Below are 13,031 nucleotides of genomic sequence, written 5' to 3' on the forward strand. Positions count from 1 at the left end.
CACTCCCTCGGGGGGGGTCAAATTTCCCCCCGCGCACGCTTGTCAAACGGGTGGGTACGAGGATTGCGGGACGGCACCCGGGGGGGGGGGGGGGGGGGGCTAAAAAATATTTTCCCCCCCCGCCGCCCTCACCCATTCCCACCCCAGGGGGCTAAGCCCCCTACCCCCCATCGGCCCTAAGGGCCTCGTCCTCAAACTCCGGGTGGCACAAAAACAAGGGCCAAGACCAAGGCAACGCCGACCCGACCCCTAACGCGCATGGGCGGGTGGGTGGGAAAAGGCGCGAGACGCCGGGCGCGGGCTGGCGCCGGGCCAAGGCCAACCCGGCCACGGACCCGCACGGGCGGGTGGGGGGCAAGGGCGCCGAACGCCGCGCACCACCCCATCGGCCTACGGCATCCCCCCCGTAACCCCCCGCACCAGCTCGTCCGCCGCCCCATAGGGATCCAACTCCCCGGCAACGATCCGCTCCGCGAGCGCGACCAGCCGCCGGTCCCCACGCAGGTCGGCGATCCGCTCGCGGAGGGCCGTGACGGCGATCGCCTCCACCTCATGAGCCGCGCGGACGCGCCGCCGCTCGGTCAGCACCCCCCGCTCCTCCATCCACGCCCGGTGCTTCTCCAGCGCCTCGACGACCTCGTCCACGCCCTCGGACCGCGCGGCGACCGTCTTGATGATCGGTGGCCGCCAGTCACCGGGCCCCCGGGCCTCGCCCAGGCCCAGCATGTGGTTCAGCTCGCGCGCGGTCACGTCGGCCCCGTCGCGGTCGGCCTTGTTGACGACGTACACGTCACCGATCTCCAGGATCCCGGCCTTCGCGGCCTGGACGCCGTCGCCCATGCCCGGCGCCAGCATGACGACCGAGGTGTCGGCCTGGGACGCGATCTCGACCTCGGACTGGCCGACCCCGACCGTCTCGACCAGGATCACCTCGCAGCCCGCCGCGTCCAGCACCCGGATGGCCTGCGGGGCGGACCGGGCGAGCCCGCCGAGATGGCCCCGGGTGGCCATGGAGCGGATGTAGACGCCGGGGTCGGAGGCGTGGTCGGCCATCCGGATCCGGTCGCCGAGCAGCGCGCCGCCGGAGAACGGCGAGGACGGGTCGACGGCCAGCACCCCGACCCGCCTCCCCTGCCCCCGGTACGCGCTCACCAGGGCCGACGTCGAGGTCGACTTCCCGACCCCCGGCGACCCGGTGATGCCGACGACGTACGCCCCGCCGGTGAGCGGGGCGAGCGCCGCCATGACCTCGCGGAGCTGCGGGGACGCCCCCTCCACCAGGGAGATCAGCCGGGCGACGGCTCGCGGCCGGCCTTCCCGCGCCTGGGCCACCAGCGTGGGGACGTCCTGCATCTCAGCTCCGTTCGGCCGACGAAGTTACGGCGTGGCGACGACGCGGCGACGTAAGAACGTGAAGCCGTGAAGACGCGGCGGCATCCGGACGGGTCAGCCCTTGGCCACCCGCACGATCAAAGCGTCCCCCTGCCCCCCGCCACCGCACAGCGCCGCCGCGCCGATGCCGCCGCCCCGGCGCTTCAGCTCCAGCGCCAGGTGGAGCACCAGCCGGGCGCCGGACATGCCGATCGGGTGGCCCAGGGCGATGGCGCCGCCGTTGACGTTCACCTTTTCCGGGGACACCCCGAGGTCCTTCGTTGACTGGAGGGCCACGGCGGCGAACGCCTCGTTGATCTCGATGAGGTCCAGGTCCCCGGCGGCGATGCCCTCCTTCTTCAGGGCGTGCGCGATGGCGTTGGACGGCTGGGACTGGAGGGAGTTGTCCGGGCCCGCCACATTGCCGTGGGCGCCGATCTCGGCGATCCAGTCCAGGCCCAGCTCCAGCGCCTTCGCCTTGCTCATGACGACGACGGCGGCGGCACCGTCGGAGATCTGCGAGGCGGTGCCCGCGGTGATCGTGCCGTCCTTGGTGAACGCCGGGCGCAGCTTGGCCAGCGTCTCGACCGTGGTATCGGCGCGGATGCCCTCGTCCTTGCTGACCAGGACCGGGTCGCCCTTGCGCTGCGGGATCTCCACGGGCGTGATCTCGGCCTCGAACAGGCCGTTCTTCTGGGCGGCGGCGGCGCGCTGGTGGCTGCGGGCGGCGATCTCGTCCTGCTCGGCGCGGCCGAGACCCAGGCGCGTGTTGTGCTTCTCGGTGGACTCGCCCATGGGGATGTTCTCCCACGGGTCGGTCAGCCCGTCGTACGCCATGGCGTCGAGCATCTCGATCGCACCGTACTTGTAGCCCTCGCGGGACTTGGGCAGCAGGTGCGGGGCGTTGGTCATGGACTCCTGGCCGCCCGCGACGATGATGTCGAACTCGCCGGCCCGGATCAGCTGGTCGGCCAGCGCGATGGCGTCGAGGCCGGAGAGACAGACCTTGTTGATGGTGAGCGCCGGGACGCTCATCGGGATGCCCGCCTTGACGGCCGCCTGGCGGGCCGGGATCTGGCCGGCGCCGGATGTGAGCACCTGGCCCATGATCACGTACTGCACCTGGTCGCCACCGATCCCCGCACGGTCCAGGGCGGCCTTGATCGCGAAACCGCCGAGGTCGGCTCCGGAGAAGGACTTCAGCGAACCCAGCAGCCGTCCCATGGGCGTGCGTGCGCCCGCGACGATCACCGAGCCGGTCGTACCGGAATTTCCAGAAGACATGAGCTGCGATCCCCTTACCGGCCTGCACCAGGCCGAGGACTGTGAACGAGGGTTTACTTCGAGCGTACTGAGGGGTGCTCCGGAACGTCATCGGGCCGTCGGTGTGATCGCGCGCACGTTGCGTAACCGGCGCGGTGGCGCTCCACTGAAACCATGCTGACGCGCATCGACCACATCGGGATCGCTTGTCATGACCTCGACGCGACTGTCGAGTTCTACAAGAACACCTACGGCTTCGAGGTCTTCCACACCGAGATCAACGAGGAGCAGGGCGTCCGCGAGGCCATGCTGAAGATCAACGAGACCTCGGACGGCGGCGCCTCCTACCTCCAACTGCTGGAGCCGACCCGCGAGGACTCGGCGGTGGGCAAGTGGCTCGCGAAGAACGGGGAGGGCGTGCATCACATCGCGTTCGGCACGGCGGACGTCGACTCCGACGCCGACGCGATCCGGCAGAAGGGGGTCCGGGTGCTGTACGACGAGCCCCGGCGCGGCTCCATGGGGTCCCGGATCACGTTTCTGCATCCCAAGGATTGTCATGGCGTACTGACAGAACTGGTCACTTCGGCGCCTGTTGAGTCCCCTGAGCACTGACCCACGTACATAGGGGCCGGTAGGGTTGGGTGCGGTCGCCGCTTCACCATGGGCGATCGGGGTCCTGCCGTCCGCCTGTGGCGTTGGGATCCGTGCCGGGGTCCGGGTTTCGGGGGTCGAGCGCCGGGGCAGCAGCCCAGGCTCCGCCGTTGATCTGACACCATTCCCCGGGGGCCTCGTCCGTAGGACGGACGGAGCCCGTACGGAGAGACTTGCGACCAGGGGACGGATGGGACCGCGCAGTGCGGGGCTACGAGAGCCAGGAGCGAGAGCCGGCGGCTGACGTCGACCACCTCTCTCGGTTCGAGGCCGAGATGAAGCGGCTGAAGACCGAGCGGGAAAAGGCGATCCAGCACGCCGAGGACCTCGGCTACCAGGTCGAGGTGCTGCGCGCCAAGCTGCACGAGGCGCGGCGCACCATCATGTCCCGGCCGGCCTACGACGGGGCCGATCTCGGCTACCAGGCCGAGCAGTTGCTGCGCAACGCGCAGCTTCAGGCCGACCAGCTGCGCGCGGACGCCGAGCGCGAGCTGAGTCAGGCCCGGGCGCAGACCCAGCGGATCCTCCAGGAGCACGCCGAGCACTCGGCCCGGCTCCAGGCGGAGCTGCACCAGGAGGCGGTGGCCCGGCGCCAGCAGCTCGACCAGGAGCTGTCCGAGCGCCGGCAGAACGTCGAGTCGCACGTCAACGAGAACGTGGCGTGGGCCGAGCAGCTGCGGGCCCGCACCGAGTCGCAGGCCCGCCGGCTCCTGGACGAGTCCCGGGGCGAGGCCGAGAAGGCCATGGCCACCGCCCGTGCCGAGGCCGAGCGGGTGACCGGCGAGGCCCGGCAGCGGCTGCGCGAGGACGCCGAGGCGGCCCGTACGGAGGCCGAGCAGCTGATGCGCCGGGCCCGCACGGACGCCGAGCGGATGCTGAACGCGGCGTCGGCCCAGGCCCAGGAGGCCACCGACCGCGCCGAGCAGCTGCGCTCGTCCACGGCGACCGAGTCCGACTCCGCCCGGCGCCAGGCGCAGGAGCTGAGCCGGGCCGCCGAGCAGCGGATGGCCGAGGCCGGGGAGGCGCTGCGCAAGGCGCAGTCCGAGGCGGACAAGGTGCTCGGCGAGGCCAAGGAGGCCGCCGCGAAGGCCCTCTCCGGCGCCGAGGCGGCCAATGAGCAGCGGGCGCGTACGGCCAAGGAGCAGGTGGCCCGGCTGGTCAGCGAGGCCACCAAGGAGGCCGAGGCGACGAAGGCGGAGGCCGAGCAGGCCGTCGCCGACGCCCGCGCGGAGGCCGAGAAGCTGGTCGCGGAGGCCGCCGAGAAGGCCCGTGCGATCACCGCCGAGGAGAGCGCGACCCAGCTGTCCAAGGCGGCCAGGACCGCCGAGGACGTGCTCGACAAGGCGTCCGAGGAGGCGAAGCGGACCACCAAGGCCGCCGCCGAGGAGGCCGAGCGGATCCGCCGGGAGGCGGAGGCCGAGTCGGACCGGCTGCGCGCCGAGGCGCACGACCTGGCCGAGCAGCTCAAGGGCGCGGCGAAGGACGACACCAAGGAGTACCGCGCCAAGACCGTCGAGCTCCAGGAGGAGGCGCGGCGGCTGCGCGGCGAGGCCGAGCAGCTGCGCGCGGACGCGGTCGCCGAGGGCGAGCGGATCCGGGCGGAGGCGCGGCGCGAGGCGGTCCAGCAGATCGAGGAGGCGGCCCGGTCCGCCGAGGAGCTGCTGTCCAAGGCGAAGGCGGACGCGGACGAGCTGCGCCAGAGCGCGACGACGGACAGCGAGAAGGTCCGCACCGAGGCCATCGAGCGGGCGACCTCGCTGCGCCGGCAGGCCGAGGAGACGCTGGAGCGCACCCGCCAGGAGGCCGAGCGGCACCGCACCGAGGTCGTCGAGCAGGCCGACGGCATCAAGGCGGACGCCGAGCGCGACGCGCGCGAGCTGCACGAGGAGACCGAGCGCGCGATAGAGGCCCGCCGCGCGGAGGCCGCCGAGGAGCTGTCGCGGCTGCACGCGGAGGCCGAGCAGCGGCTCGCCGCCGCCGAGCAGGCCCTGGCCGAGGCTCGCGAGGAGGCGTCGCGGATCCGCCGGGAGGCCGCCGAGGAGAGCGAGCGGCTGCGCGCCGAGGCCGCCGAGCGCACCCGTGCCCTCCAGCAGCAGGCCGAGGCCGAGGCCGACCGGCTGCGCGACGAGGCCGCGGCGGACGCGTCCGCCTCCCGGGCCGAGGGCGAGACCGTCGCCGTACGGCTGCGGTCGGAGGCGGCGGCCGAGGCGGAGCGGCTGAAGGCGGAGGCGCAGGACACCGCGGACCGGGTGCGCGCGGAGGCGCAGGCCGCCGCCGAGCGCCTCGGCGCGGAGGCGTCGGAGACGCTGGCCGCCGCGCAGGAGGAGGCCGCCCGGCGCCGCCGCGAGGCCGACGACCATCTCGGCACCGCGCGTCAGGAGGCGGACCAGGAGCGCGAGCGGGCCCGCGAGCAGAGCGAGGAACTGCTGGCCGCGGCGCGCAGGCGCGTCGAGGAGGCGCAGGCCGAGGCGGTACGGCTGGTCGAGGAGGCGGACCGCCGGGCCACCGAGCTGGTGTCGGCCGCCGACCTCCACGCCCAGCAGGTACGGGACTCGGTCGCCGGGCTGCACGAGCAGGCGCAGGAGGAGATCGCGGGGCTGCGTTCGGCCGCCGAGCACTCCGCGGAGCGCACCCGCCGGGAGGCCGGGGAGGAGTCCGACCGGGTCCGCGCCGACGCCTACGCGGAGCGGGACCGGGCCTCGCAGGACGCGAACCGGGTGCTGCACCGGGCCAACGAGGAGTCGGAGGCCGCCAAGGCGCTCGCGGAGCGCACGGTGGGCGACGCCATCGCCGAGTCGGAGCGGCTGCGCGGCGAGGCCGCCGAGCACGCCCAGCGGGCGCGTACGCAGGCGTCGGACACCATCGCGCAGGCCGAGCAGGACGCCTCGCGCACCCGCGCGGAGGCCCGGGAGGACGCCAACCGGATGCGCTCCGACGCGGCGGCGCAGTCGGACACCCTGATCACCGAGAGCCGCAAGGAGGCCGAGCGCCTCACCAACGAGACGGTCGCGGAGACGGACCGGGTGCGCGGCGAGACCCGCGAGGCCGCGGACAAACTCCTCGCGGACGCCACCGCCGAAGCCGAACGCCTCACCACCGAGACCGCCACGGAAACCGACCGGGTACGCAACGAAACCCGCCAGGCCGCGGACAAACTCCTCGCGGACGCCACCGCCGAAGCCGAACGCCTCACCAACGAGACGGTCACAGAGACCGACCGGATGCGTGGCGAGTCCCGCCGGGCCGCCGACAAGCTGGTCGCGGACGCCTCCGGTGAGGCCGAGCGGCTGCGGGCCGAGGCCGCCGAGACGGTGGGCAGCGCGCAGCAGCACGCCGAGCGGGTCCGCGCCGAGTCGGAGCGGATGGAGAAGCGGGCCGCCGCCGAGGCGGAGCGGCTGACGTCGGCCGCGCGCGAGGAGGCCGACCGGACGCTGGACGGGGCCCGCAAGGACGCCAACAAGCGGCGTTCGGAGGCGGCCGAGCAGGTGGACACGCTCATCACGGAGACCGCGGCCGAGGCCGACAAGCTGCTGACGGAGGCTCAGCAGCAGGCGCAGAAGACCACCGCCGACGCCGAGGCGCAGGCGGACTCCATGGTCGGCGCGGCCCGCAGCGAGGCGGACCGGCTGGTCGCCGAGGCGACCATCGAGGGCAACCAGACGGTGGAGAAGGCCCGTACGGACGCGGACGAACTGCTCGTCGGCACCCGCCGGGACGCGACCGCCATCAGGGAGCGCGCGGAGGAGCTGCGCGACCGGATCACCTCCGAGATCGAGGAGTTGCACGAGCGGGCCCGGCGCGAGGCCGCCGAGACGATGAAGTCGACCGGCGACCGCTGCGACGCGCTCATCAAGGCGTCCGAGGAGCAGTTGACGAAGGCTCAGGCCAAGGCCAAGGAGCTGGTCACGGACGCCAACTCCGAGGCGGGCAAGGTCCGGATCGCCGCCGTGAAGAAGGCGGAGGGCCTGCTGAAGGAGGCCGAGCTGAAGAAGGCCTCGCTGATCAAGGAGGCCGAGGAGCTGAAGCTGGAGGCGATCCGCGAGGCCCGGCGCACGGTCGAGGAGGGCCGGCGCGAGCTGGAGGTGCTGGTGCGCCGCCGCGAGGACATCAACGCCGAGATCTCCCGGGTGCAGGATGTGCTGGAGGCGCTGGAGTCGTTCGAGGCGCCGGTGACCGGCAAGGATTCCGTCAAGGCCGGTGCCACGGTCGGCGCCCCACGATCGGGTGGCAAGTCGGCGGATGGCTAGCGGACGCCGGGCGCGCTGTCCGGGTCCGGTCACCGGGCTCGGGCGGTGGGTGATCGACGCAGGTGAACGGGGGCGGTTGCCCGGTCCGCAGCGGGGCATGGGAGAGTGTCCGTGCCCTCGACAGGCGCCGCTCGGGCCCGCGCGCACGGCGCGATCCGCCGGTCCGGCGCTTGCGCGGGGCACCGACTTCCGTATCTGCTGGGGCCTTTGACTATGTCTCTGGCAGGGACTCTGGCAAGTTGTCTGACGGCTGGCCACCCAAAAGGGGTGTCATTCTCCAGATCAAACACGCATCCGCTCGATGACACACCGCTTCGGCCCCTAGGATTCCCCCTATCACCTCACCGGTCTCTTTCGACAGGAACCCCATGAGCGACACTTCCCCCTACGGCTTCGAGCTTGTGCGGCGTGGGTACGACCGCGCTCAGGTGGACGAACGTATCTCCAAGCTCGTCTCCGACCGTGACAGCGCTCTCGCCCGCATCACCGCTCTGGAAAAGCGCATCGAGGAACTCCACCTTGAGACGCAGAACGCCCAGGCCCAGGTGAGCGACGCGGAGCCGTCGTACGCCGGGCTCGGCGCCCGCGTCGAGAAGATCCTCCGTCTTGCCGAGGAGGAGGCGAAGGACCTGCGTGAGGAGGCCCGGCGCGCGGCGGAGCAGCACCGCGAACTCGCCGAGTCGGCCGCCCAGCAGGTGCGCAACGACGCCGAGTCCTTCGCCGCGGAGCGCAAGGCCAAGGCCGAGGACGAGGGCGTCCGGATCGTCGAGAAGGCCAAGAGCGACGCCTCGCAGCTGCGCTCGGAGGCGCAGAAGGACGCGCAGTCCAAGCGGGAGGAGGCGGACGCCCTCTTCGAGGAGACCCGCGCCAAGGCCGCGCAGGCCGCCGCCGACTTCGAGACCAACCTGGCCAAGCGGCGCGAGCAGTCCGAGCGGGATCTGGCCTCGCGTCAGCAGAAGGCCGAGAAGCGTCTCGCGGAGATCGAGCACCGGGCGGAGCAGCTGCGCCTGGAGGCGGAGAAGCTGCGCACCGACGCCGAGCGCCGCGCCCGCCAGACGGTGGAGACCGCACAGCGCCAGGCCGAGGACATCGTGGCCGACGCCAACGCCAAGGCCGACCGGATCCGTTCGGAATCCGAGCGCGAGCTGGCCGCCCTCACCAACCGCCGCGACTCCATCAACGCGCAGCTCACGAACGTCCGCGAGATGCTCGCGACGCTCACCGGCGCCGCGGTGGCCGCTGCCAGTGCCCCGGCCGACGAAGAGCCGATCTCCCGTGGTGTCCCGGCCCAGCAGTCCCGTTAAGTCCGGTTAACTCCCGGTTGGTACTGGTGGGTACCGGTACGTCTTGGTAACGATCCGCGTACAACAGCTGAATACCTGCGCATCACGGCAAAGCCCTCTGCCCTACCAGTGGCAGGGGGCTTTGTCACGGTCTAGCGTTGGCCCATGATCGAGCTTGAGGGGCTGACGAAACGGTACGGCGACAAGATCGCGGTCAATGACCTCACCTTCCAGGTGCGGCCGGGCATCGTCACGGGGTTCCTCGGTCCGAACGGTGCCGGCAAGTCGACGACGATGCGGATGATGCTCGGCCTGGACCGTCCCACCGCGGGCGATGTACGGATCGACGGAGAGCACTACGACCGGTTGAAGGATCCGCTGAAGGCGATCGGCGCGCTGCTGGACGCGAAGGCGATGCACGGCGGGCGCAGCGCCTTCAACCATCTGCTGTGCCTGGCGCAGAGCAACGGCATCCCGCGCAGCCGGGTCACCGAGGTGCTGGACACGGTGGGCCTCACGGCGGTGGCGAAGAAGAAGGCCAAGGGGTTCTCGCTGGGCATGGGCCAGCGGCTCGGCATCGCGGGCGCGCTGCTGGGCGATCCGCGGATCCTGATGTTCGACGAGCCGGTCAACGGGCTCGACCCCGAGGGCATCCACTGGATCCGCAATCTGATGAAATCGCTGGCCGGGCAGGGGCGTACGGTCTTCGTCTCGTCGCATCTGATGAGCGAGATGGCGCTGACCGCCGACCATCTGGTGGTGATCGGCCAGGGCCGGCTGCTGGCGGACACGTCGATGGCGGACTTCATCGCGCAGAACTCGCGCAGTTACGTCCGGATCCGCACCCCGCAGCGCGAGCGGCTGCTCGACGCGCTGCACGGCAGCGGCATCACGGTGGTGGAGAACGGCAACGGGACGCTGGAGGTCGAGGGCGACCAGGGGGAGCAGATCGGTGAGCTGGCGGCGCGGCACCAGATCGTGCTGCATGAGCTGAGTCCGCAGCGGGCCTCACTTGAAGAAGCGTTCATGCAGCTGACGGCGGAGTCGGTCGAGTACCACGCCCACGACGGCACGCCGGCGACCGGTCCCGCCCCCGTCCCACAGCAGCAGCAGTGGGGCGAGGGATGGAACGGCGGCGACGGGAAGAGGGGCGCCTGATCATGGCGGCGACACAGGTCATCCAGTCCGAGTGGACCAAGATCCGGTCGGTGGCGTCCACGGTGTGGACACTCGCCCTCGCCGTGGTGGTCACCGTCGGGCTCGGCATGCTCATCTCCGCGCTCACCAAGAGCCAGTACGACAATCTCTCCGAGACCGAGCGGCTCTCCTTCGATCCGACGTTCATCAGCTTCGCCGGGATGAGTCTGGGCCAGCTGGCGCTGATCGTGTTCGGGGTGCTGGTGGTCTCCAACGAGTACTCGACCGGCATGATCCGCACCTCGCTGGCCGCCGTTCCGCAGCGCGGCACCCTGCTCTTCAGCAAGGTCGCGGTCGCCACCGCGCTCGCCCTGGTCGTCGGGATGGTGACCAGCTTCATCACCTTCTTCCTCGGTCAGCTCATGCTCGGCGACCTGAAGGCGTCGATCGGCGACCCGGGCGTGCTGCGCGCGGTCATCGGCGGCGGCCTCTACATGACCCTCATCGCGATGTTCTCGATGGGCGTCGCCGCGATGCTGCGCTCACCGATGCTGTCCCTGGGCATTCTGATGCCGTTCTTCTTCCTGATCTCCACCATCCTGGGCGCCGTCAGCGCCACCAAGAAGGTCGGCCAATACCTCCCTGACCAGGCCGGCAGCAAGATCATGCAGGTCGTCACCCCGATCAACGACGACACGCCCTACGGGCCGTGGGGCGGGCTCGCGATCATGGTTGCCTGGGTGGCGGCGGCGCTGGTGGGGGGTTATGTGCTGCTGAAGCGGAGGGACGCGTAGGAGCCGGGATGCGCGCGAACGCCGACCGGCGTGGGTCTGCCGTAACGTTTTGCTCGGTCTTGGCCGGAACCGGTGGAGCCCGGATATCCTCCTAACCCTTACGGGGGCGTGTGCCCCGCTGTCCTGAGCCATTTTGTGGGTGCGGAGCATGATCGAAGCAGTCGGCCTGACCAAGCGCTACGGCGACAAGACCGCTGTGTACAACCTGTCCTTCCAGGTCCGTCCGGGCACGGTCACCGGCTTCCTCGGGCCCAACGGCTCGGGCAAGTCGACGACGATGCGGATGATCCTCGGCCTGGACAACCCGACCTCGGGTCATGTGACCATCGGCGGTCACCCCTACCGCAAGCTGCCCAACGCGCCCCGGCAGGTCGGCGCCCTGCTGGACGCCAAGGCGGTGCACGGCGGCCGGTCGGCCCGCAACCATCTGCTGAGCCTCGCCCAGCTCTCCGGCATCCCGGCCCGCCGGGTCGACGAGGTGCTCGGCGTGGTCGGCCTCCAGGACGTCGCCACCCGGCGCTCCAAGGGCTTCTCCCTCGGTATGGGCCAGCGCCTGGGCATCGCCGGGGCACTGCTCGGCGACCCCCAGGTGCTGCTCTTCGACGAGCCGGTCAACGGCCTCGACCCCGAGGGCATCCTCTGGGTCCGCAACCTGATGAAATCGCTCGCCGCCGAGGGCCGTACGGTCTTCGTCTCCTCGCATCTGATGAGCGAGATGGCGCTGACCGCCGACCACCTCGTCGTGATCGGCCGCGGCCAGTTGCTGGCCGACATGAGCGTGCAGGACTTCATCGCCGCGAACTCCGCCGGATTCGCCCGGGTCCGCACCCCCGACGCCGACCCGCAGCTGCGCGAGAAGCTGGCGTCCGCGCTCGCCGAGGCCGGCGGCCATGTGCTGCCCGAGCCGGACGGCGCGCTGCGGGTGACCGGGCTGCATCTGCCGCGGATCAGCGACATCGCCCATGACAGCGACGTACGGCTGTGGGAGCTGTCCCCGCACCAGGCGTCGCTGGAGGAGGCGTACATGCGGATGACGGCGGGCGCCGTCGACTACCGCTCCACCACCGACCAGAAGTCCGGCCTCCAGCAGCAGCTGCCGCCCGGCGTCCAGCCGCCGCCCCCGGTCCCGGGCCAGGGGCAGCCGGGCTGGTACGCGCCCCCGCCGCCGCAGCAGCAGGGCGGCCGGCCGTTCGCGATACAGCCGCCGGGCGCGCCCGCGCAGGGGGCCAACCCGTACCTCCAGCAGCGCCCGGCCGCACAGCCCGCCCCGGCGCCGGTCCCGCAGGCCGCTCCCGCCGTCCCGGCCGCCCCGCCGACTCCGGCGCCCGCTCCCGCCACGCCGGGCGCCCCGCCGCCGCCCGCGCCCCCCGCCGCCGCCCCGGCCGCCGCCGACCCCACCAAGCCCGAGGACCCCCGATGAGCACGCCCCAGCCCCCTCTGCCGCAGGCCGCGCCCCAAGTCGCGTACCCGGGCTACACCTCGCCGATCCCCGTGGTCCGTACGCACCTCGGGCACGCGGTCGCCTCGGAGTGGACGAAGATCAAGTCGATCCGCTCCACGCTCTGGACGCTCGGTGTCTTCGTGGTGCTGGTCGTCGGCATCGGCCTGCTGACCGCGCTGATCGTCAGCAGCAACACCAACGAGGCCGACCTGGGCGGCGAGAGCCCGCTCGCCCTCGGCTTCTTCGGGCTGCTGCTCGGCTGCATGTGCATCATCACCCTGGGCGTGCTGACCACCGCCTCCGAGTACGGCACGGGCATGATCCGCACCACGATGACCGCCTGCCCCACCCGCGGCCGGGTGCTGGCGGCGAAGTCGATCGTGTTCTTCGCGCTGGCCTTCGTGGTGACGCTGGTGTCGGTCGGATTCGTCGCGATCGTGCAGAGCGCCCTGCTGACGGGGGCCCGGGAGCCGACCGCCCAGGAGTGGCTGAAGGCCACCGTCGGCATCTCGCTCTACATCGCGCTGCTCGGACTGCTCTCGCTGATCATCGGCTCGATCATCCGGCACTCGGCGGGCGCCATCACCATCATGATCGCCGCCGTGCTGGCGCCGCTGGTGATCGCGCTGTTCATGTTCTCCTCGTCGCTGGAGCCCATCCGCGACGCGCTGTTCGAGTACTCGATCCCGAACCAGCTCTCCATCTTCTACGCCAACTCCCTCAGCGAGTCCGGCCCCTCCGGCTGGGACCCGCTGTGGATCATCATCGGCGTCACCGCCGCCGCCTTCGCCGGCGCGTACGCGCTGCTGGAGCGGCGGGACGTGTAGAACCCGGCGGCCGG

The 13,031-nt window shown here is 71.8% G+C and carries 9 protein-coding genes; 7 read left to right on the forward strand and 2 right to left on the reverse strand.

The annotated features are described in order from the left end of the window. Positions 1-390: 390 nt before the first annotated feature. Positions 391-1,353, reverse strand: a complete 963-nt coding sequence (gene meaB / locus ACFXAZ_RS14840) for a methylmalonyl Co-A mutase-associated GTPase MeaB (protein ID WP_384589797.1) — start codon at positions 1,351-1,353, stop codon at positions 391-393. Between the two features lie 93 nt (positions 1,354-1,446). Next, on the reverse strand, positions 1,447-2,655 hold the full coding sequence (locus ACFXAZ_RS14845) for an acetyl-CoA C-acetyltransferase (protein ID WP_384589800.1): 1,209 nt from the start codon (positions 2,653-2,655) through the stop codon (positions 1,447-1,449). A gap of 153 nt (positions 2,656-2,808) precedes the next feature. Here ACFXAZ_RS14845 and mce point away from each other — a divergent pair, with 153 nt between their 5' ends. The 7 genes from mce (at position 2,809) to ACFXAZ_RS14880 (ending at position 13,017) form a co-directional block, all read left to right on the forward strand. Beyond that, positions 2,809-3,249 carry a methylmalonyl-CoA epimerase gene (gene mce, locus ACFXAZ_RS14850; protein WP_384589803.1) on the forward strand — a complete coding sequence of 147 codons (441 nt, stop codon included), beginning with the start codon at positions 2,809-2,811 and terminating at the stop codon, positions 3,247-3,249. A 242-nt stretch (positions 3,250-3,491) separates the two neighbouring features. Further along, positions 3,492-7,535, forward strand: coding sequence for a polarized growth protein Scy (gene scy / locus ACFXAZ_RS14855; protein WP_384589806.1), 4,044 nt, complete (start codon positions 3,492-3,494; stop codon positions 7,533-7,535). Between the two features lie 368 nt (positions 7,536-7,903). Continuing rightward, the gene (locus tag ACFXAZ_RS14860; RefSeq protein WP_384589809.1) at positions 7,904-8,839 is read left to right on the forward strand and encodes a cellulose-binding protein; all 936 of its coding nucleotides are present in this window, start codon (positions 7,904-7,906) and stop codon (positions 8,837-8,839) included. Between the two features lie 144 nt (positions 8,840-8,983). After that, the gene (locus ACFXAZ_RS14865) at positions 8,984-9,976 is read left to right on the forward strand and encodes an ATP-binding cassette domain-containing protein (protein WP_384589812.1); all 993 of its coding nucleotides are present in this window, start codon (positions 8,984-8,986) and stop codon (positions 9,974-9,976) included. Between the two features lie 2 nt (positions 9,977-9,978). Then, the gene (locus tag ACFXAZ_RS14870; RefSeq protein ID WP_384589815.1) at positions 9,979-10,749 is read left to right on the forward strand and encodes an ABC transporter permease subunit; all 771 of its coding nucleotides are present in this window, start codon (positions 9,979-9,981) and stop codon (positions 10,747-10,749) included. 148 nt (positions 10,750-10,897) lie between these two features. After that, positions 10,898-12,169, forward strand: a complete 1,272-nt coding sequence (locus ACFXAZ_RS14875) for an ABC transporter ATP-binding protein (protein WP_384589818.1) — start codon at positions 10,898-10,900, stop codon at positions 12,167-12,169. Beyond that, positions 12,166-13,017: an ABC transporter permease subunit gene (locus ACFXAZ_RS14880; protein ID WP_384589821.1), complete on the forward strand. Its 852-nt coding sequence runs from the start codon at positions 12,166-12,168 to the stop codon at positions 13,015-13,017. Before ACFXAZ_RS14875 ends, ACFXAZ_RS14880 begins: the two co-directional genes overlap by 4 nt. Positions 13,018-13,031: the final 14 nt, after the last annotated feature.

It is taken from the genome of Streptomyces sp. NPDC059477 (assembly GCF_042749375.1).
GTDB lineage: Bacteria > Actinomycetota > Actinomycetes > Streptomycetales > Streptomycetaceae > Streptomyces.